The sequence below is a fragment of the Caballeronia sp. ATUFL_F2_KS9A genome, from assembly GCF_023630765.1.
Classification (GTDB): Bacteria; Pseudomonadota; Gammaproteobacteria; order Burkholderiales; family Burkholderiaceae; genus Caballeronia; species Caballeronia zhejiangensis.
The window spans coordinates 287,930-308,868 of record NZ_JALQEK010000001.1 but is presented as its reverse complement, the minus strand read 5'-3'; the positions used below and the strand labels follow the sequence as shown (position 1 = coordinate 308,868).

The 20,939-nt window shown below is 62.4% G+C and carries 20 protein-coding genes; 9 read left to right on the top strand and 11 right to left on the bottom strand.

The window, feature by feature from the left end:
* Genes glcF through proC form a run of 3 tightly spaced genes read left to right on the top strand, consistent with a single transcriptional unit; the run spans position 1 to position 2,795 of the window.
* Entirely contained in the window at positions 1-1,227 is a 1,227-nt protein-coding gene (gene glcF / locus NCS67_RS01510) for a glycolate oxidase subunit GlcF (RefSeq protein WP_008351491.1), read from the top strand.
* 45 nt (positions 1,228-1,272) lie between these two features.
* Positions 1,273-1,968 carry a YggS family pyridoxal phosphate-dependent enzyme gene (locus NCS67_RS01505; protein ID WP_034470643.1) on the top strand — a complete coding sequence of 232 codons (696 nt, stop codon included), beginning with the start codon at positions 1,273-1,275 and terminating at the stop codon, positions 1,966-1,968.
* Between the two features lie 14 nt (positions 1,969-1,982).
* Positions 1,983-2,795, top strand: coding sequence for a pyrroline-5-carboxylate reductase (gene proC / locus NCS67_RS01500; RefSeq protein ID WP_250433701.1), 813 nt, complete (start codon positions 1,983-1,985; stop codon positions 2,793-2,795).
* A 13-nt stretch (positions 2,796-2,808) separates the two neighbouring features.
* On the opposite strand, the gene NCS67_RS01495 is transcribed toward proC, so the two are convergent.
* The 7 genes from NCS67_RS01495 to recG form a co-directional block, all read right to left on the bottom strand.
* Positions 2,809-4,053: a methyltransferase domain-containing protein gene (locus NCS67_RS01495; protein WP_008351496.1), complete on the bottom strand. Its 1,245-nt coding sequence runs from the start codon at positions 4,051-4,053 to the stop codon at positions 2,809-2,811.
* Between the two features lie 320 nt (positions 4,054-4,373).
* A complete protein-coding gene (ubiA, locus tag NCS67_RS01490) occupies positions 4,374-5,234 on the bottom strand; it encodes a 4-hydroxybenzoate octaprenyltransferase (protein ID WP_250433697.1) in 861 nt (286 codons plus the stop codon).
* A 103-nt stretch (positions 5,235-5,337) separates the two neighbouring features.
* Positions 5,338-5,826 carry a Dps family protein gene (locus tag NCS67_RS01485; protein ID WP_008351500.1) on the bottom strand — a complete coding sequence of 163 codons (489 nt, stop codon included), beginning with the start codon at positions 5,824-5,826 and terminating at the stop codon, positions 5,338-5,340.
* Between the two features lie 126 nt (positions 5,827-5,952).
* Positions 5,953-6,105, bottom strand: a complete 153-nt coding sequence (locus NCS67_RS01480; protein ID WP_160172877.1) for a hypothetical protein — start codon at positions 6,103-6,105, stop codon at positions 5,953-5,955.
* Between the two features lie 34 nt (positions 6,106-6,139).
* On the bottom strand, positions 6,140-7,612 hold the full coding sequence (locus NCS67_RS01475; protein WP_008351501.1) for a catalase: 1,473 nt from the start codon (positions 7,610-7,612) through the stop codon (positions 6,140-6,142).
* A 325-nt stretch (positions 7,613-7,937) separates the two neighbouring features.
* Positions 7,938-8,897, bottom strand: coding sequence for a hydrogen peroxide-inducible genes activator (locus tag NCS67_RS01470; RefSeq protein WP_008351503.1), 960 nt, complete (start codon positions 8,895-8,897; stop codon positions 7,938-7,940).
* A gap of 130 nt (positions 8,898-9,027) precedes the next feature.
* Positions 9,028-11,214 carry an ATP-dependent DNA helicase RecG gene (gene recG, locus NCS67_RS01465; protein WP_250433687.1) on the bottom strand — a complete coding sequence of 729 codons (2,187 nt, stop codon included), beginning with the start codon at positions 11,212-11,214 and terminating at the stop codon, positions 9,028-9,030.
* An 81-nt stretch (positions 11,215-11,295) separates the two neighbouring features.
* Here recG and queA point away from each other — a divergent pair, with 81 nt between their 5' ends.
* The 6 genes from queA (at position 11,296) to NCS67_RS01435 (ending at position 18,111) form a co-directional block, all read left to right on the top strand.
* Positions 11,296-12,330, top strand: coding sequence for a tRNA preQ1(34) S-adenosylmethionine ribosyltransferase-isomerase QueA (gene queA, locus NCS67_RS01460; RefSeq protein WP_034470633.1), 1,035 nt, complete (start codon positions 11,296-11,298; stop codon positions 12,328-12,330).
* A 47-nt stretch (positions 12,331-12,377) separates the two neighbouring features.
* Positions 12,378-13,538 (top strand): tRNA guanosine(34) transglycosylase Tgt, encoded by a 1,161-nt coding sequence (gene tgt, locus NCS67_RS01455; RefSeq protein WP_034470631.1) that lies wholly within the window; start codon positions 12,378-12,380, stop codon positions 13,536-13,538.
* A gap of 183 nt (positions 13,539-13,721) precedes the next feature.
* The gene (gene yajC / locus NCS67_RS01450) at positions 13,722-14,048 is read left to right on the top strand and encodes a preprotein translocase subunit YajC (protein WP_008351510.1); all 327 of its coding nucleotides are present in this window, start codon (positions 13,722-13,724) and stop codon (positions 14,046-14,048) included.
* Between the two features lie 126 nt (positions 14,049-14,174).
* Positions 14,175-16,241 (top strand): protein translocase subunit SecD, encoded by a 2,067-nt coding sequence (secD, locus tag NCS67_RS01445; protein WP_250433685.1) that lies wholly within the window; start codon positions 14,175-14,177, stop codon positions 16,239-16,241.
* A 26-nt stretch (positions 16,242-16,267) separates the two neighbouring features.
* Entirely contained in the window at positions 16,268-17,218 is a 951-nt protein-coding gene (gene secF / locus NCS67_RS01440) for a protein translocase subunit SecF (RefSeq protein WP_008351514.1), read from the top strand.
* 305 nt (positions 17,219-17,523) lie between these two features.
* The gene (locus tag NCS67_RS01435; protein ID WP_250433676.1) at positions 17,524-18,111 is read left to right on the top strand and encodes a hypothetical protein; all 588 of its coding nucleotides are present in this window, start codon (positions 17,524-17,526) and stop codon (positions 18,109-18,111) included.
* Between the two features lie 41 nt (positions 18,112-18,152).
* Here NCS67_RS01435 and NCS67_RS01430 read toward each other — a convergent pair whose 3' ends face one another.
* The 4 genes from NCS67_RS01430 to NCS67_RS01415 all read right to left on the bottom strand — a co-directional run bounded on the left by NCS67_RS01430 (position 18,153) and on the right by NCS67_RS01415 (position 20,498).
* Complete coding sequence (locus NCS67_RS01430; protein WP_250433674.1) at positions 18,153-18,452, bottom strand: hypothetical protein; 300 nt, start codon at positions 18,450-18,452, stop codon at positions 18,153-18,155.
* Positions 18,453-18,607: 155 nt separating this feature from the next.
* Positions 18,608-19,198, bottom strand: coding sequence for a YceI family protein (locus NCS67_RS01425; RefSeq protein WP_008351520.1), 591 nt, complete (start codon positions 19,196-19,198; stop codon positions 18,608-18,610).
* A 59-nt stretch (positions 19,199-19,257) separates the two neighbouring features.
* Positions 19,258-19,812, bottom strand: coding sequence for a YceI family protein (locus NCS67_RS01420; RefSeq protein ID WP_008351522.1), 555 nt, complete (start codon positions 19,810-19,812; stop codon positions 19,258-19,260).
* Between the two features lie 116 nt (positions 19,813-19,928).
* Positions 19,929-20,498: a cytochrome b gene (locus NCS67_RS01415; RefSeq protein ID WP_008351524.1), complete on the bottom strand. Its 570-nt coding sequence runs from the start codon at positions 20,496-20,498 to the stop codon at positions 19,929-19,931.
* Between the last annotated feature and the right edge of the window lie 441 nt (positions 20,499-20,939).

The window sequence follows — 20,939 nt, the reverse complement described above, 5'->3', positions numbered from 1 at the left end:
ATGCAAACCAATCTCGCCGATTTCATCCGCGGCACGGCCGATGGCGACGAAGCCGACGCCATTCTGCGCAAGTGCGTGCACTGCGGCTTCTGCACGGCGACCTGCCCGACGTATCAGTTGCTCGGCGACGAGCTCGACGGGCCGCGCGGGCGCATCTATCTGATGAAGCAGATGTTCGAAGGCGCGCCCGTCACGCGCAGCACGCAACTGCATCTGGACCGCTGCCTCACCTGCCGCAATTGCGAAAGCACGTGTCCGTCCGGCGTGCAATACGGCAAGCTCGTCGAGATCGGGCGCAAGGTCGTCGAAGAAAAGGTCGAGCGGCCGATGCGTCAGCGTCTGCAACGGCGTCTGCTCGCAAGCTTCCTGCCGAACAGCACGCTCTTCACGCCCGCGATGAAGCTCGGTCAGCAGTTCCGCGGCATTCTTCCGCGCAAGCTGCGCGCGAAGATTCCGCTGCCCGAGCGCCCGCTCGCCGCGCCGACCAACAAGCACGAACGCAAGATGCTGATGCTCGCCGGATGCGTCCAGCCGGCGATGATGCCCAACGTCAACACGGCGACGGCGCGCGTGTTCGACGCGCTCGGCATCGAGATCGTCACGGCGCCGGGCGCGGGCTGCTGCGGCGCGATCCGCCTGCATCTCGGCTACAACGACGACGCGCTCGACGACGTGCGCAACAACATCGACGCATGGTGGCCGTATGTCGAAAACGGCGTCGAGGCGATCGTGATGAACGCGTCGGGCTGCGGCGCGACCGTCAAGGAATACGCGCATCTGCTGCGCAACGATCCGGCGTACTCGGCGAAGGCGCAAAAGATCGTCGATCTCACGCGCGATCTCGCCGAAATCCTGCCGATGTACGAAGAAGAGCTCGTCGCGCTCGCGCGGCGGCGCGGCGTGCATACGGTCGCATTTCATCCGCCGTGCACGCTGCAGCACGGGCAGCAGATTCGCGGACGCGTCGAGCATCTGCTGACCGCGCTCGGCCTAGAAGTGCGCCTGCCTGCGGACAGCCATCTGTGCTGCGGATCGGCTGGCACGTATTCGGTCTTGCAGCCGAAGCTCTCGTACACGCTGCGCAATCAGAAGCTCGACCGGCTGGAAAAGCTGGAACCGCAGATGATCGTGTCGGCGAATGTCGGCTGCATCGCGCATCTGCAAAGCGGCACGTCGACGCCCGTCACGCACTGGATTCAACTGCTGGAACATCTGCTGTACGGTTGAGGCCGCTTCGTATAATGAGCGGCTCGACCGTCCCGAGCCTCAAGCATGTCCATCGCCCAACATCTCGAAGAAGTCCGGCAACGCATCGCGAAGGCGGCGCACGAAGCGTCGCGCGATGCGGATTCCGTCAAGCTGCTCGCCGTGTCCAAGACCTTTCCCGCCGACGACGTGCGCGCCGCCTTCGAAGCCGGCCAGCGCGCGTTCGGCGAGAACTACGTGCAGGAAGGCATCGCGAAGATCGCCGAGCTCGCGGATCTGCGCGGCGAAATCGAATGGCATTTCATCGGGCCGCTGCAATCGAACAAGACGAAGGTCGTCGCCGAGCAGTTCGACTGGGTGCATTCCATCGATCGCCTGAAGATCGCCGAACGTCTTTCCGCACAACGTCCGCCAAGCGCGCCCGCGCTCAACGTATGCGTGCAGGTGAACGTGAGCGGCGAGGCATCGAAGAGCGGCGTCGAACCGGATGAGGCCGCCGCGCTCGCGCATGCGGTCGCCGCCCTGCCGGGCTTGCGTCTGCGCGGCCTGATGGCGATTCCCGAACCCGCCGAAACACTCGACGCGCAACGCGAACCGCACGCGCGCCTGCGCGAACTGATGAACGCGCTGCGCGCCGACGGCCTCGATCTCGACACGCTCTCGATGGGCATGTCCGCCGATCTCGAAGCGGCCGTGCTCGAAGGCGCGACGATGGTCCGCATCGGCACCGCGATTTTCGGCGCGCGCAATTACACCAACTGACTTCATCATCAACCATGAAAATTGCATTCATCGGCGGCGGCAACATGGCCGCGGCGCTCATCGGCGGTCTCATCAAGCGCGGCACGGCGCCCGCTGACATCTATGCCATCGACATCAACGACGAAGCGCGCGCGCGCACGGCGAAGCAGTTCGGCATCGCGACGGGCGCGGCTGTCGACGAAGCGCTCGCCGGCTACGACGCGATCGTGCTCGCGGTGAAGCCGCAAGTGCTCAAGAGCGTGGCCGAAGCGCTCGCGCCGCATCTGTCGAAGCAGACGATCATCAGCATCGCGGCCGGCATTCGCGCGACGGATCTTTCGCGCTGGCTGAACGGCTACGCGCAGATCGTGCGCACGATGCCGAACACGCCCGCGCTGATTGGCATGGGCGTGACGGGGCTCGCCGCGCTGCCTGGCGTCGCCGATGCGGCGAAGGCGCTCGCGTCGCGAGTGCTGGAAGCCGTCGGCACGGCCGTCTGGTTCGACGACGAAGCGAAGCTCGACGCCGTCACCGCGATCTCCGGCAGCGGCCCGGCCTACGTGTTCTATTTCATCGAAGCGATGCAGGAAGCCGCGCGCCAGCTCGGTATGGATGAGGAGCAAGGGCGCGCGCTCGCGGTCGCGACCTTCACCGGCGCGGCGCAACTGGCCGCGCAATCGGGCGAGCCGGCGAGCGTGCTGCGCGAGCGCGTGACGTCGAAGGGCGGCACGACGGCGGCGGCGCTCGCATCGTTCGAGGCGCAAGGCTTGAAGGATGCGATCGTGCGCGGCGCGCTCGCGGCAGAAGCGCGGGCGAGAGAGATGGGGGATGAGTTGGGCGGGGCTTGAGGGCGCCGCGCTCTCAAAGTTTCTGCACGACGAATTCTATGCCGCATTCCGAGAATGCGGTGCGCGTCTGATCGTAGCGCTCCATGCCGTGCAGGAAACTGTGATCCAGAAGCTCGACCTTCTTGATGCTGACTTCGCGCTCGAAACTGCGCAGCAAATCCACAACGTTGATCGAAACGGGCGACCAGCTTTCCCGCTTGTATAGGGTGAACGTGTGCTTGTGGTCGCCGTTGAACGTCGACGGCCACATGCCCTGCTCGTAGAGATCCTCGTCCGGCACGGTGATGACGAGATGGCCGCCCGGCTTGAGCACGCGCAACCAGTGGCGCATCGCGACACGCGGGTCGATCATGTGTTCGAGGCAGTGCCCGGAATAGACGAAATCGAAGCTGTCGTCCTGAACGTTCTCGAGATATTGCGCGTCGCCCTGCTCCCACTCGTAGACCGTCACCCTGTCGATACGCGGAAACAACGATCGATACAGCGCGATGCTGTCATTGCCGCCGCCGATATCGAGCCCATTGCCCACGAGCCAGCGATTGCTGAAACGAGCGTCGAGCAAGCGGCGGTTGAGCGAGATGCAGGTCGTGCCGGGAACGCCTAGGGTGAGCGCGAACGGCTGCGTCTGGTCGCCGGGCATCACCCATTTTTTCAGCGCGTATTCGCCCCATGCGCGCGGCCACAGGACCGCGTAGCCCGTATCCTCGGAATGCCAGTGCAGCGTGTGCGAGGAGTCGAACGACGCAAGCAATTCGAGGAACGCCGCTTCCTGATCGAAGCCGTTTTCGGCCCAATCCGGAAGCGTCCCGCAGCTTGTCTGAAACTCGCGCCGGTAGATGCGTACATCGTCCAGCACGATAAGCGCGTCACTGGCCCGCCCGCGCATGAGTTCAAGTTCCGCGAGCAACGGCAGGCGCTCGGTCGGAGAGTGTTCCTGACTCATGTAACTCTTGCCGCCATGGTCCGCGCCCGGATAGTGTGCGTCGAGAAACACGAGGCAGCGCTGTTCGGCGAGCACGCCGGTCACCGAATCGGAGCGCAGAAAGGTGAGACTGTCCGCGTTCACCACATTGAGCCGCTCGCTTTGTTCCGCTTCGGCGAAGAGCGGTTCGAAGATTTCGCAGGACAGCGCTTTCGCGAAACCCGCGCCCAAGGCGGCACGGCACGAGTCGCCTCGTCCATAGCCGGTCTCGATGAGATGCGTGACTCCGTTTCGGGATGCGAGTCCGGCTAGATCGAAGCGAGCGAGAAAACCCATGACTGACACATTGGAAGTAAAGCAAACGAACGAATGCAGCCGCGCGGAAATACCCCGCGGCGTTCGGTTGGCTTGTCGAAGGAAGGCCGGCGCATTCGCAATCGAATTGCCGGGCGGTGTATAACGCGTCTTTCAGACGCGCCCAAAGGATTAGCTAGTTGCCTAACTTGGCGAACTTATCAAAAGATAAGACCGCGAGACTTCAATGTGAACAAATTTGTCGTTCTCAGACCATTTCGCAGGCCGGAATAAAACAGCGGGCGGCGCGATCTCACAACGTGCGTTGCACACGTTGCGGCACCCGATCCACGCGAACGGGATCAGTTCGACAGTGCATACTGCAACGCAATCCCCGCAAACAACATCCCGCCGAGCCAGTTGTTATGCCTGAACGCGGCGAAGCACGCCATGCGCTCACGATTGCGGATCAGCCCGTAGTGATAAACCGCGCAGCCCGCCGCTGCGAGCCAGCCGAGCCAGTAGGGCCAGCGGAAGCCCAGCGCGACGCCGATGCCCGCGTAAATCGCGAGCGTTATCGCGTAGCAGAGCATGACGGCAAGCACGTCGTATCGCCCGAAGGTGAGCGCGGACGTGCGAATGCCGATCTTGATGTCGTCGTCGCGATCGACCATCGCGTATTCGGTGTCGTACGCGACCGACCAAAACACGTTCGCCGCGAGCATGATCCACGCGAGCATCGGCACCTGGTTCTGCACGGCGGCGAAGGCCATCGGAATGCCGAAGCCGAACGCGATGCCCAGATACGCCTGCGGGATCGCGAAGAAACGCTTGGTGAACGGATACGAACCCGCCACGAACAGCGCGAACACCGACAGTTCCTTCGTGAGCGTGTTGAGCGGCAGGATCAGCAGGAACGCGACGAGCGAGAGCGCCGCCGCGAGCGCCACGGCTTCCCACGCCTTGATCTTGCCCGATGTGATCGGCCGCTCCGCCGTGCGCTTCACGTAGCGGTCGAAATCGCGATCCGCGTAGTCGTTGATCGCGCAGCCCGCCGAGCGCATCAATATCGTGCCGACGATGAAAATGACGAGCAGCATCGGCGACGGATGGCCGCTCGACGCGATCCACAACGCATTGAGCGTCGGCCACAAGAGCAGCAGGCTGCCGATAGGCTTGTCGAGGCGCACGAGGCGCATGTAGAGCGGAAAACGGGCGAACATGGCGGACCCTGGGAGCGAAATTCACGACGAGCTATTTTAGATCAGCCCGAAAAGCAAAAACCCCGCGTGAAAGCGGGGTTTCGTCATGTCGAGGCCGAGCGCTTCAGGCCAGCATCGCGCGCAGCATCCACGCGGTCTTCTCGTGCGTCTGCATGCGTTGCGTGAGCAGGTCGGCGGTCGGCTCGTCGTTCGCGGCTTCCGTCGCCGGGAAGATCTCGCGCGCGGTGCGGACGACGGCTTCCTGGCCTTCCACGAGTTGGCGGATCATGTCTTCGGCGGCCGGCACGCCGTCCGCTTCCGGAATCGACGACAGCTTCGCGAAGTCCTTGTAGCTGCCCGGCGCGTGCACGCCCAGTGCGCGAATGCGTTCGGCGATCGAATCGACGGCGAGCGCCAGTTCGTTGTACTGGGTCTCGAACATCAGATGCAGCGTGTTGAACATCGGACCCGTGACGTTCCAGTGAAAGTTGTGGGTCTTCAGATACAGCGTGTACGTGTCGGCCAGCAGGCGGGACAGCCCGTCGGCGATCTTCTTGCGGTCTTTGTCGCTGATGCCGATATTGACGGCGGGTGCAATGCCTTTCTTCGCCATGATGACTCCGAGAGAGAGTTGATTCGAAAGGTGCGAACGCCGCGCGCAAGAGCTTGCCGCGCGGCGTTTCGAGCGTTCGACAGTTTATCGTATAAACGGGGAACGATTCATTGCACGGCGACGCTATCACGCGCCCGCGACACCGCCCGCGACGATCAGCCCGTATCCCGCCGCGACGATCCCGAACGCGATCGCGACGCGCACGCCGCGCGATGCCCGAACGCTCGTTGCGTCGATCTGCTCGACGGCCTGTGCGATGTGATGCAACGCCTGAGACATGATGTGTTCTCCCGTGTTTCCGAAAGCGCCGCCGTCAGACGGCTGCGGTGTCCTGCTCTTCGATCGTCTGCCCGAGCTTCGCGAGCGCATCGATCACGCCTTGCGCATACGCCGGATCGATACGGCGGAAATGCCCGATCTGCCGCGCGACGATCTCGTTCGGCACGCCATGAATGTGCCGCGCGATGTTGCCGAAGAAGCGTTCGCGCTGGGCTTCGTCGAAGAGTCTGAAAAGCGCTGCCGGCTGGCTGTAGTAATCGTCGTCCTCGCGATGGTCGTAGCGATGCACCATCCCGCCCGCTTGCGGCGGCTCGTTTGCGTTCACGTCCTGCGCGAATTCGCCGTAACGGTTCGGCTCGTAGTTCACGCGGCCGCCGAGGTTGCCGTCGGTCCGCATCGCGCCATCGCGATGAAACGTGTTCGCGACCGACGTACGCGGCGCATTCACCGGAATCTGATGATGGTTGACGCCGAGCCGATAGCGCTGCGTGTCGCCATAGGAGAAAAGACGCCCCTGCAACAGCCGGTCCGGCGAGAAGCCAATGCCCGGCACCACGTTCGCCGGCGTGAAGGCGGCCTGCTCGACGTCCGCGAAGTAGTTCTGCGCATTGCGATTCAGCTCGATCACGCCGACGTCGATCAGCGGATAGTCCTTGTGCGACCACACTTTCGTGATGTCGAACGGATTCACCTTCGACTTCGCAGCCTCGTCTTCCGTCATCACCTGAATGCGGAAATTCCAGCGCGGGAAATTGCCTTTGTCGATGTTGTCGACGAGATCGCGCTGCGCGCTCTCGCGATCGGCGGCGATCACGGCGGCGGCTTCGGCGTCGGTATAGTTCTCGAGCGGCTGCTGCGACTTGAAATGGAACTTCACATAGAAGCGCTCACCGTCGGCATTGATGAACGAGAACGTGTGCGATCCGAAGCCGTGCATTTGACGGTAGTTCTTCGGGATGCCGCGGTCGCTCATGAGAATCGTCACCTGATGCAGCGATTCCGGATGACGCGACCAGAAGTCCCACGCCGCGACATTGCTGCGCATATTCGTGTACGGATCGCGCTTTTGCGTGTGGATGAAGTCGGGAAACTTCAGCGGATCGCGGATGAAAAACACCGGCGTGTTGTTGCCGACGACGTCCCAGTTGCCCTCTTCCGTGTAGAACTTGATCGAGAAGCCGCGCACGTCGCGTTCGGCGTCCGCGGCGCCGCGCTCGCCCGCGACTGTGGAAAAGCGCATGAAGATCGGCGTTTCCTTGCCGATGTCGGCGAACAGCTTCGCCTTCGTGTAGCGCGAGATATCGTGGGTGACGCGGAACGTGCCGAAAGCACCCGAGCCCTTCGCGTGCACGCGGCGCTCGGGAATCACTTCGCGGTCGAAGTGCGCGAGCTTTTCGACGAGCCAGAAGTCTTGCAGCGTGACCGGGCCGCGTGGACCTGCGGTCTGCGAGTTCTGGTTGTCGCCGACGGGTGCGCCTGCTGCGGTCGTGAGTCGTTGAGTCGTCATCGTGATGCTCCTGTTTTTGAGGTTCGGCGTGAGATGAATGCGGATCGGCCGCGCGTCATGCGGCGCTTGCGAAATCGGCGAGGATCGAGACCGCCATCTGGCGAAGGTCACTCCAGCGGTCGAAGAAGGTCGCGGCGGTCATGAAATCCTCTCTGTGTCGTCATCTGAGAAGGATCGTAACGCAAGCTATCGGTTTTTATAATTCGATTAAATTTATATATGCGATAGATCAAGCGAAGTGCCGGTTTCGCTTGCGCGCGCTACCGCAAAAAAGAAAACGCCGCGCTCCGTTGCCAGAGCGCGGCGTTTCGTGGGGACAGCCGAGTCAGTTCACGGCGACCGGCATATCGAGCTTTTTCACGCCCGGCAGATCGCAATTGGCGATTGCGTCGCAGATGGCGTCGATCGCGGGCATGCGCGTGAAGCTCTTGCGCCACGCGAGCACGACGCGCCGGTCCGGCACGGGTTCGTCGAACGGTACGTAGCTGAGCAGACCCGAATCGATGCCCGCCGCGTGCGGCTTCACCTCGCTCACCGACATGCGCGGCAACACGGTAATGCCGACGCCGCTCGCGACCATATGGCGGATCGTTTCCAGCGACGAGCCTTCGAACGTCTTCTGGATGCCGTCCGCGTTCTGCGAGAAGCGCATCAGTTCCGGGCACACGCCGAGGACGTGATCGCGGAAGCAATGGCCGCTGCCGAGCAGCAGCATGGTTTCCTGCTTGAGATCGTCCGGATCGATCTTCGCACGGTTCTCCCACGCGTGCCCCGACGGCATCGCGACGACGAACGGCTCGTCGTAGAGCGCGCGCACCATCAGGCCGGTTTCAGGGAACGGCAGCGCCATGATCGCGACATCGATTTCGCCTTGCTTCAGGAGCTCGATCAGTTTGAGCGTGTAGTTCTCCTGGAGCATGAGCGGCATCTGCGGAACGGACTTGATCATCTGCTTGACGAGCGTCGGCAGAAGGTACGGTCCGATCGTATAGATCACGCCCAGACGCAGCGGTCCGACGAGCGGATCCTTGCCCTGCTTGGCGATTTCCTTGATGGCGAGCGTCTGTTCGAGCACGCGCTGCGCCTGCGTCACGATCTGCTCGCCGATCGGCGTTACGCTGACTTCGCTCGTGCCGCGCTCGAAGATCTGCACGTTCAGTTCGTCTTCGAGCTTCTTGATTGCCACCGACAAGGTCGGCTGGCTGACGAAGCACGCCTCGGCCGCGCGGCCGAAATGCCGTTCACGCGCGACCGCGACGATGTACTTCAATTCGGTGAGGGTCATTGGAGGCCAATGAAATACATTGATTCGATAGGTTTGAGTTATACACCCGCCGGCTGCCGTTCGACAACTTTTGCCGATTCGCCGGTCCGCGCAGGTTAAATAGGGACCGACATGGCCCGCGCGAGTTCAGTCAAGCCTTCAAATAGTGCTCCCGCGCGCCGAGCCAGCGCGCCAGATGGCGCGTGACGGCGTCGGGAAACTGCGCAAGCATCTGATCGGCGGCGGCGCGCGCCGGTTCGATCAGCCAGCCGTCGTTTTCAAGACTCGCGAATCGCAGCATCGCTTCGCCCGATTGCCGCGCGCCGAGAAACTCGCCGGGACCGCGAATTTCCAGGTCGCGCCGGGCGATCTCGAAGCCATCGGTCGTTTCGCGCATCGTTTGCAGCCGCGCACGCGCCGTCTGCGACAACGGATTCGAGTACATCAGCACGCAGATGGACGCCGCGCTGCCCCGCCCCACGCGTCCGCGCAACTGATGCAACTGCGCGAGGCCGAAGCGCTCGGCATGCTCGATCACCATCAGCGATGCGTTCGGCACGTCCACGCCGACTTCGATCACCGTCGTCGCGACGAGCAATTGCACTTCGTTGCGCGAGAACGCGTCCATCACGGCGGCTTTTTCGGCGGGTGCGAGCCGGCCATGAACCAGCCCGACGCGCAGTTCCGGCAGCGCGGCGACGAGCGTCTCGTAAGTTTCAACGGCCGTCTGAAGCTGAAGTGTCTCGCTTTCTTCGATCAGCGGACAGACCCAATACACTTGCCTTCCGGTCAGCGCCGCCTCGCGCACGCGGCCGATGATCTCGTCGCGACGTCCGTCGGACACCACTTTGGTGAGAATCGGCGTGCGGCCGGGCGGCAGTTCGTCGATGGTCGAGACATCGAGATCGGCGTAGTACGTCATGGCGAGCGTGCGCGGGATCGGCGTCGCGGACATCATCAGTTGATGCGGCTGGAAATCGGCTTTTCCGTCAGCCGCGTTCAGCGCCTTCGCGCGCAACGCGAGCCGCTGCGCGACGCCGAAGCGATGCTGCTCGTCGACGATCACGAGCCCGAGGCGCGCGAATTCGACCGCGTCCTGAATGATCGCGTGCGTGCCGATGACGAGTTTCGCCGTGCCGAGCGCCGCTGCTTCGAGCGCGGAACGCTTGTCCTTCGCCTTGAGACTGCCCGCGAGCCACGCGACCGTGACCCCGAGCGGCTCTAGCCAGCCGCGCAGCTTGCGCGCGTGCTGCTCCGCGAGAATTTCGGTCGGCGCCATGAGCGCGGCCTGATAACCGGCGTCGATGGCCTGCGCCGCCGCGAGTGCCGCGACGATCGTCTTGCCGCTGCCGACATCGCCCTGAAGCAGACGCTGCATCGGATGCGCGAGCGTCAGTTCGCCCGCGATTTCCGCGACCACGCGCTGCTGCGCGCCAGTCAGCGCGAACGGCAGCGCGCGCAACAGACGCACGACGAGCGACGCGTCGTCGTCCGGCGCACGGCGCGGCATCGCGGGCGCGGCGCGCGTGCGGCGCTCTTCGTGCGCGCGCTTGAGCGACAACTGCTGCGCGAGCAGTTCCTCGAACTTGATGCGCGTCCACGCCGGATGCGTGCCGTCGATCAGCGCGGTTTCGTCGGAATCGGCGCGCGGATGATGGAGCGTCTTCACGGCGTCGAGCAGACCGGGCACGTTGAGCGGCTGCAAATGCGCCTTCGCGATCGGCGCCGGCAGCAGTTCGGGCAGATCGACCCGCGTGATCGCGTTGTCGATCGCCTTGCGCAAATACGCCTGCGAAATTCCCGCCGTCGACGGATAAACCGGCGTGAGCGCTTGCGGCAGCGGCGTGTCGTCATCGACGGGACGTACCGCCGGATGCACCATCTCCAGCCCGAAAAAGCCGCCGCGCACATCGCCGCGTACGCGCAGACGCACGCCGATCGCCATTTGCTTGACCTGCGAGCCGTAGAAGTTGAGAAAGCGCAGCGTGAGTTCGTCGCCGGAATCGTCGTGGATTTTCACGAGCAACTGACGGCGCGGCCGATACGCGATCTCGTTGTCGAAAACGACGCCTTCGGTCTGCGCGATGTCGCCCGGAATCAGCTCGCCGATGGGCGTGATCTGCGTTTCGTCCTCATAGCGCATCGGCAGATGAAGGACGAGATCGATGTCGGATTTCAGGCTGAGCTTGGCGAGCTTGTCCGCCGTCTTGACGACGGTTTTCGGCTTTTCGTCCGCTTTCGCCTTCTTTTTCGCCGGCGCGGCGGCACGCGGCGCGTCCCTTTCCTCCAGGGTCAGCGGATCGGTCGTGGCGGCGGCGCGGCGGTCGGACAAGGGCATTGACTCTCTTCGCAAGTACAATATGAGGTTTGTTCGGCGCGATTGCACTTCGTTCGCGCCCGTTCGCGCTACGTTCAAGCCATGTTCACGCTTTCCGATTTCGATTTTAATCTGCCGCCCGAGCTGATCGCGCAGAACGCGCTCGCCGAGCGCAGCGCGAGCCGTCTGCTCGAGGTGTCCGATGGCGCGCTCGTCGACCGCCGATTCTCCGAGCTGCCGAACCTGCTCGCACCCGGCGATCTGCTGGTGTTCAACGATACCAAAGTCCTGAAGGCGCGCTTTCCAGGCCAGAAGGCCAGCGGCGGGCGCGTCGAGGTGCTGGTCGAGCGGCTGACCGGCGCGACCACGGCGCTCGCGCAGATCCGCGCGAGCAAGAGCCCGGCCGAAGGCACGACGATCCGCCTCGCGGATGCGTTCGACGTGACCGTCGGCGAACGCGTCGAGCCGTTCTACACGCTGCACTTCCCTGCCGAATGCCTGACGCTCATCGAGCAATACGGGCGCTTGCCGCTGCCGCCGTACATCGAGCACGACGCCGACGCCTACGACGAAACGCGCTATCAGACCGTTTATGCGGCAAATCCGGGCGCGGTCGCCGCGCCGACCGCCGGCCTGCACTTCGACGACGCGCTGTTCGCCGAACTCGAAAAACGCGGCGTCGAGCGCGCGACGCTGACGCTGCACGTCGGCGCGGGCACGTTCCAGCCGGTGCGCGTCGAGAACATCGCGGAACACAAGATGCATAGCGAGTGGTACGACCTGCCGCAATCGCTCGTCGATCGCATCGCGGCGGTGAAGGCGCGCGGCAACAAGGTGATCGCGGTCGGCACGACGTCGATGCGCGCGCTCGAAGCCGCCGCGCGCGACGCCGCGCAAGCGAACCGCCCGCTCTCGGCGACGCAGGCCGAAACCGATATCTTCATCACGCCGGGCTACGCGTTTCGCGTCGTCGACCGGCTCGTGACGAATTTCCATCTGCCGAAGTCGACGCTGCTGATGCTCGTCTCCGCGTTCGCCGGCATGGATACGATTCGCGATGCATATCGTCACGCAATCGAGCAAAAGTACCGTTTCTTCAGCTACGGCGACGCAATGCTTCTGACTCGCCGCGACTAGTTTTCTCAACCGATGCGCTGGACTGTTTTCCAGTGGCAGGAACTCAAATGACCGCAACCCACACTCCGCCCGACAACGGGCTCAAGTTCGAACTGCTGACGACCGATGGCCAGGCGCGCCGTGGCCGTCTGACGCTCAATCACGGCGTCGTCGAAACGCCGATCTTCATGCCGGTCGGCACTTACGGCACCGTCAAGGCAATCCAGCCGCGCGAACTCGAAGAGATCCGCGCGCAGATCATCCTCGGCAACACATTCCATTTGTGGCTGCGTCCCGGTCTCGAAGTGATCGGCGCGCACGGCGGCCTGCACAAGTTCATGGGATGGAACCGGCCGATCTTGACTGACTCCGGCGGCTTCCAGGTGTTTTCGCTCGGCGATCTGCGCAAGATCACCGAAGATGGCGTCACGTTCGCGTCGCCGATCAATGGCGACAAACTCTTCCTGTCGCCGGAAGTATCGATGCAGATTCAGAAGGTGCTGAACTCCGACATCGTCATGCAGTTCGACGAATGCACGCCCTACTCGACCAACGGCATTCCCACCTCGCACAAGGACGCCGCCGATTCCATGCGCATGTCGATGCGCTGGGCGAAGCGCTCCATCGACGAGTTCAACCGGCTAGGCAATCCGAACGCGCTCTTCGGCATCGTGCAGGGCGGCATGTTCGAAGACCTGCGCGACGAATCGCTCGCAGGCCTCTCGGACATCGGTTTCCACGGCCTCGCGATCGGCGGGCTGTCGGTCGGCGAGCCGAAGGAAGACATGATGCGCGTGCTGAATCACATCGGCCCGAAGCTGCCCGCCGACAAGCCGCATTACCTGATGGGCGTCGGCACGCCGGAGGATCTCGTCGCGGGCGTCGCGGCGGGCGTCGACATGTTCGACTGCGTGATGCCCACGCGCAACGCGCGCAACGGCTGGCTCTTCACGCGTTTCGGCGATCTGAAGATCAAGAACGCGACGCACAAGAACTCGATGAAGCCGCTCGACGAATCCTGCGGCTGCTACACGTGCCGGAACTTCACGCGCGGCTATCTGCATCATCTGCATCGCGTCGGCGAGATTCTCGGCGCGCAATTGAACACGATTCACAACCTGCACTATTACCTGCAACTCATTGGCGAAGTGCGCGAATCGATCGAAAATCATACGTTCGAGGCGTTTCGCAAGACGTTCGCGGAGAATCGCGCGCGCGGCGTGGATTGAAAACGCGCGGCTTCGTTGCGCCAAGCTTTACAATCTGCTTTCTACTGCTTGCGATAAGGCCCGCGAATCGTCCGTAACGGCTTGATGGCAAAGCGCATTCGGGCATTTTCGGGCAGGTGCGGGTGGTAGAATGCCGGGCTGACTTCCAGTCAATTATTTCGATGTAACAACGGAGAGACCAACGTGTCGTTCATTTCCAATGCCTTTGCACAAGGCGCAACCGGTGGCGCGGAATCGAGCCTGATGAGCTTCCTGCCGCTGATCCTGATGTTCGCGGTGCTGTACTTCATCATGATCCGTCCGCAGATGAAGCGTCAGAAGGAGCATCGCAACATGCTCGCCGCCATGGCCAAGGGCGACGAAGTGGTGACGAATGGCGGCATCGTCGGCAAGATCACGAAGGTGACGGACGCCTACGTCGGCGTGGAAATCGCCGAAGGCACGGAAATCACCATCCAGAAGGCGGCAGTGACGACCATTCTCCCGAAGGGCACGATCAAGTCGCTGTAAGGCCACTCGTTCCACCGCGTCCGGCGCGGCCTCGCTCACCGAGCCATCCGGGTCTTCAGACCGGCTCGTCGCGCATATCGCCGGACGCCCTCTCCTCCGAAGCCAACTTTCCGGTCGGCCATTCCCATGAATCGTTATCCCCTCTGGAAGTATGTCGTGATGCTGGTGGCGCTCGTCATCGGCCTCGTGTACACGCTCCCCAACTTCTTCGGCGAAGCGCCCGCAGTTCAGGTATCGAGCGGCAAGGCGACGGTCAAGCTCGACTCGACCACGCTTTCGAACGTCGAAGCCGCGCTCGCCGCGAGCAGCATCAAGGCCGACGAAGTCACCTTCGACAATTCGCAGCTGAACGCGAACATCCGCGTGCGTCTGAAAGACACGGACACGCAGCTGCATGTGAAGGATCTGCTTTCGAAGGCGCTGAACACCGATCCGAGCGATCCGCAGTACATCGTCGCGCTGAATCTGCAGAGCGCCTCGCCGCGCTGGCTGACGGCCCTGCACGCACTGCCGATGTACCTCGGTCTCGATCTGCGCGGCGGCGTGCACTTCCTGCTGCAGGTCGACATGGCCGGCGCGCTCAACAAGAAGCTCGACTCCGACGCCGCCGATGCGCGCACCTATCTGCGCGACCGCAATATCCGCGATGGCGGCGTGAACCGGGTCGGGCAATCGGTCGTCGTGAGTTTCTCGGATCAGGCGGGCGCGGACAACGCGCGCACGCTGCTCCAGACGGGCGTGTCCGAACTGCAATGGACGACGCGCCAGGGCGGTGATGGCTTTCAGGTCGTCGGCACGTTCTCGCCCGCCGCGCAGAAAGTCGTCGAGGACAGCGCGCTCAAGCAGAACATCACCACGCTGCATAACCGCGTGAACGAACTCGGCGTCGCGGAGCCGGTGATCCAGCAGCAAGGCTCCGACCGCATCGTGGTCGAGCTGCCGGGCGTGCAGGACACGGCGAAGGCGAAGGACATCATCGGCCGCACGGCGACGCTCGAAGCGCGTCTCGCGGATCCGGTCAACACCTATATCGGCCCGAACGACGCGGTGCCGCCCGGTGACGAAGCGTTCAAGCAGGGCGATCGCATCGTGCTGCTGCGCAAGCAGGTGATCTTCACCGGCGACCGCATCATCGACGCGTCCGCGGGCTTCGACGACCATCAACGGCCTTCGGTCAATATCCGTCTGGATTCTGCGGGCGGACGCGCGGTGTCGTCCGTGTCGCGCGACAACATCGGCAAGCCGATGGCGATGGTGCTGTTCGAAAAGGGCAAGGGCGAAGTGCTGACGGTCGCGACCATTCAGTCCGAACTCGGCGACCGCTTCTCGATCACCGGCCAGCCGACGCCGCAAGCCGCAACCGATCTCGCGCTGCTCCTGCGCGCGGGTTCGCTCGCCGCGCCGATGGACATCATCGAGGAACGCACGGTCGGCCCGAGCCTCGGCGCGGACAACATCAAGAAGGGCTTCGATTCGGTCACGTACGGTTTCGCCGCGATCGCCGTCTTCATGATCGCGTACTACCTGCTCTTCGGCGTGTTCTCCATGCTGGCGCTGTCGGTGAACCTGCTGCTGCTCGTCGCCGTGCTGTCGTTGCTTCAGGCGACGCTGACCTTGCCGGGTATCGCGGCTATCGCGCTCGCGCTCGGTATGGCGATCGACGCGAACGTGCTGATCAACGAACGTATCCGCGAGGAACTGCGTAACGGCGCGCCGCCGCAGACCGCGATTCAGGAAGGCTTCAAGCACGCGTGGGCGACGATTCTCGACTCGAACGTCACGACACTGATCGCCGGCCTCGCGCTGCTCGCGTTCGGTTCGGGTCCGGTGCGCGGCTTCGCGGTGGTGCACTGTATCGGCATTCTGACGTCGATGTTCTCGGCGGTGTTCTTCTCGCGCGGCCTCGTGAACCTGTGGTACGGCGGCAAGAAGAAGCTGAAGTCGCTCGCGATCGGTCAGGTGTGGCGTCCGGAAGGCACGAATGCCGAAGCGGCCGCGGCGGCTTATCTCGCGGCGCAACGCGGCGATGAATCGCCCGTCGACGAAATCGTGAAAACGGCCAAGGGCAAGACGAAGACCGCAGTGGCCGCGCCGCGCCAGACCGAACAAGCGCCGGCGCGCACGGGCAAGCCGACGGTGCGCCGTCGTTCGGGCCCCGGCATCGATCAACAGAAACCGGGCGAGTCCCGCTGAATCCGCTGAGTCCGGAGCAATAGACAATGGAATTCTTCCGCATTCGCCGCGATTTGCCGTTCATGGAGCGCGCGTTGATTTTCAACGTGATTTCGCTCGTGACGTTCCTCGTGGCCGTATTTTTCCTCGTGCATCGCGGGCTGCATCTGTCGGTGGAATTCACCGGCGGCACGGTCGTCGAGGTGCAGTATCCGCAAGCCGCGCAACTCGAACCGGTGCGCGCGTCGATGTCGAAGCTCGGCTATCCCGACGCGCAGGTGCAGAACTTCGGCACGTCGCAGGACGTGTTGATCCGTCTGCCGCTCAAGCAGGGTTTGACGTCCGCGCAGCAGAGCGATCAGGTGATGACCGCGCTCAAGGCCGACAACGCTGCCGTGAAGCTGCAGCGCGTCGAGTTCGTCGGTCCGCAGGTCGGCAAGGAACTCGTGACGAACGGCCTGCTCGCGCTCGCGTGCGTGGTCATCGGCATCGTGATTTACCTGTCGTTCCGCTTCGAGTGGAAGTACGCGGTCGCGGGCATCATCGCGAACCTGCACGACGTGGTCATCATTCTCGGCTTCTTCGCCTATTTCCAGTGGGAGTTCTCGCTGTCCGTTCTGGCGGCGATTCTCGCGGTGCTCGGCTATTCGGTGAACGAGTCGGTGGTTATCTTCGACCGGATCCGCGAAACGTTCCGCAAGCAACGCAAGATGAGCGTGAAGGAAGTGATCGACCACGCGATCACGAGCACGATGTCGCGAACCATCATCACCCACGGCTGTACGGAAATGATGGTGCTGTCGATGTTCTTCTTCGGCGGCCCGACGCTGCATTACTTCGCGCTGGCGCTGACCGTCGGTATTCTGTTCGGCATTTACTCGTCGGTGTTCGTCGCGGCGGCGCTCGCGATGTGGTTCGGCGTGAAGCGCGAGGATCTCGTGAAGGACAAGAAAGACAAGTACGATCCGAACGATCCGAATGCGGGTGCGCAGGTTTGAGCGTTGCGGCGCACTGAAAGCTGAAACCAAAACGGGCCAGTCATCGTGACTGGCCCGTTTGCTTTTCCGGCTCCTGAATTTCATCAAATTTCGACGCAAGAACAAAAGACAACCTCGACTTCGACTAGGCTCGAATCCGCACGCGATGCGCTGCCGAGCAAATCAGTCCGTTCCAACCGTACGTTATGTCGTCCTCACAGAAAAGCAAAATCGGGATTTTCATCCCGACTTACAATCGCCCGGAATTGCTACGGAGTTGTGTCCTGCAATTGCTCGCCCAAACGCGACGCCCGGATATCATTTGCGTGCATCAGAACGGAGCCGGAGACAACTACGCATGGTGCGTCATGGATCTCGGCGCGCCCGTAGTATGGATGTACACGCCCCAGAGCATTCCCCAAAACGACTGGTATCGGATTCCGTTGAATCATCTCATCCAGGAGGACTGCACTCATTTTTTCTGGATGGATCACGACGACATCTATCTCACCAACCACATCGAAACCTGCGTCGCCGAACTCGATAGCGGCTACGACTTCAGGATCTCAAAACATTGCGGCATCCTTATTTCCCGTTCGGAGAAATACGAGTACCTACCGCATGCTTTATTCAAGGACATTCACGCCACGGGCGGAATGAGCGCTTCGATGGCGTTCACCTTGCCGTTCGCGACGGCGCTGTCCGCCGACCTGAGCAATCCCGAGTTCAACCACGTCTTTTCGGACGAAGTTCTAGCACGCCATACCATGCCGCGTTTCCGCTGCCTGCAGTCGACAGAGAGAACAACCATTTACTTTTCTCATGCGATGTCGCTGTCGTCCGCACATTGGGTTCGTGAGGAAACGTCTTTCCCCGAGTATCGAAGCGATGCGTGGAATACGTCGAGCCGATAAGAACGACCGGGCCTGTCTTCGCGGACAGGCCCGTTTTCATTTCAGGCGATGAAGCGCTCAGGAGCCTCCGCCCATCGCGCCGCCTCGCGCAATCGATCTTCGCAAAATGAAATGCACAGTTGCGACACCGCGGCGGAAAAGCCGCAGTCAGTCAACGTATCCCTCATATGTTCCGCGCTTACCGTCTCCCGCATGCGGGCATACAGGATCTGCGCCGTCGCGACGTTCTGGGTGCCAACATAGTTGCCATATAGCGCGATCATGGCCCGCCCCGAAATCGTGCTCGGATGCGCGATCTGAAGCAGTTCGATCAATTCCGCCTCGCTGATATAGCGGTGCATATTGTGTGGCGAGTGAAAACCGAATGTCGGTCCGCTCGGCTGGGTGTTTTCGTATGAGAATCGATCGGCGACGTTGCCAAACCCAAAACTCGATCCACAAAAAAGGCTTCGCGCATGACACGCGAAGCCTCCTCTAAGCAGCAATGGAGCACGAGTTACTGCTTCACGCCCTCAGCCTGAATATGCAGCACCGTCGTCAGGCTGAAACCGTACGACTTGCCGTAATCCATCCCGAAGTCGCCGCGATCGAAGGTCGCCGTCGCTTCGACGCCGCACACTTCCTTCTTCATCATCGGGTTCATGAAGCACTTGAAGCTCTCGATCTTCAGGTTCATCGGCTTTGTCACGCCGTGCATCGTCAACGTGCCGATCACTTCGGAAGGCTTGTCGCCGTCGAATTTGATCGACGTGCCCTTGTACTCGGCTGTCGGATACTTCGCGACGTCGAAGAACTCGGCCTTTTGCAGATGCTCGTCCAGCTTCGCATTGCCGGTGTTGACCGAAGCGATGTCGATCGTCACGTTCACCGTGCCGGTCTTCGCCGCGCGGTCGAGCGTGACTTCACCGCTGCTCTTGTTGAACTTGCCGCGCCACGTCGACACGCCACCGAAGTGGTCCGCCTCGAAGCTCGGATAAGTGTGGTTCGGGTCGAGCTTGTACGTGTCGGCGGCGAATGCGCTCACCGAGGCGCCGAACGACAGTCCCAATGCGAGCGCGCTCGCGGCAATGATCGAAAGCTTTTTCAAGTTCTTCTCCTGACTAACCAGATACGCTGACTATGCGTCGTGTGTGACAAAAACGCCGCTCACTTCTTCGCGGCAACGATGTGAAACTTGATGACGACGTCGTCCGCGACGATCGACGTATCTTTCCATTCGCCCGTTCCGACATCGAACTGGGTGCGCTTGATCGGCAGCGCGCCGTCGAAGGTTTCCGTCGCGCCCTGCTGCGTGACCGTCACCGGCACCGTGACCGTCTGCGACTTGCCCTTGATCGTGATCTTGCCGGTCACGTTGTACTTGTTGCCGCCCGCCGGGGCGATCGCGCTGGAGACGAACGTCGCGCTCGGATACTTGCCCGCGTCGAACCATTCCGCGCCGCGCACCTGCTTGTTGTAATCGTCGTCGCCGAGGTCGTAGCTGCCGGTGTCGATCGTGATGTTCGCCGAGCCCGCCGTCGGCTTCGCCGGATCGAACGCAATCTGCGCGCTGAACTTGTTGAACTTGCCGTCGGTGGGCACGTTCATCTGCTTCGACGTGGCTGTCACCGTGCTCTTGCTCATGTCTACCTGCGCATGCGCGCCCGCGATCATCGCGAACGAAGCAGCGGCTGCCATCCAACGGTTGAGTTTCACTTTCATGTGTGCCCTATTCAAACGGTTCGAACGAACAAACCGGTATTGGAAATCATAAGTACGCGATCACAATCAGCCGCCGGGAAACGCCTTGCCAACGGCGGGGAAACAATGACACGCGTTCATCTGAGAAACGGCAGCATGCGGCCGAGCAGGCCGTCGCGATCGACGAAATGATGCTTCAGCGCAGCCAGAACGTGCATCACGACGAAGAACAGCAACGTGTAGTTCAACGCGATGTGCACGATGCGCAGCGTCGCCTTCAGCGCCTTGTCCGGTCCGATGATCGTCGGCAGCGGCAGCACGCCGAGATACACGACCTGAATGCCGGCCGCCGAGCTGTACAGATAACCCGACACGGGAATGACGAGCATCAGCGCGTAAAGCAGAATATGCGTGAGATGCGCCGCGCCCTGTTGCCAGCGCGGCATGCCATCGGGCATCGACGGCGCCTGGTGCGTGGCGCGCCAGACGACGCGCAGCAGCGCGAGCGCGAACACCGTTACGCCGATCCACTTGTGCCACGAGAAGTATTTGAGCTTCGTCGGCGTGAAGCCCGGAATGTCCGTCATGATCCAGCCGAGCCAGAAGCCGCCCACGATCAACAACGCGATCAGCCAGTGCAGGCCGATCGCCGTGGCGCTGTATCGTTGCGCCGGCGCGCTCGCCGTGATGCCAGCGGTGCTTTCCATATTGCTCTCACCCAAGTGTTCGATGTCGCACGGCCTGCCGCCGCCTGACGACAAGTGTTCAAGGCCGCCATGCTACCTCAACGATAACGAATTGCCAGCGCGCGCAAAAAGGCCCGCGCCGAACCGGCAAACCCAGTCCCGACGCGGCTTTGCGGGCTTTCGAGCCGGCTCGGCGAGCCTCGTGTGCCGCCCATGCAACGAACTATTCCATGCGTGCAACGGTCGATGAAGGCGCGAACCGCGACCGATTCCGGCATCGATGTATTAACGGGCGGCCTGGCAGTTTAATTCCGCTTGTAAAGAAGCGTTCTGTCCAAATTCGCCCGCCCCGCGCCATTTGATACCATGCTGCTACCAATCTCGCTGGCCCGCCGTTTGCTATGCCCGGTCGGAGCCGGTCTCGCGGCGCCCGACCAATACGCTCGACAAGCCTCGGGCCTC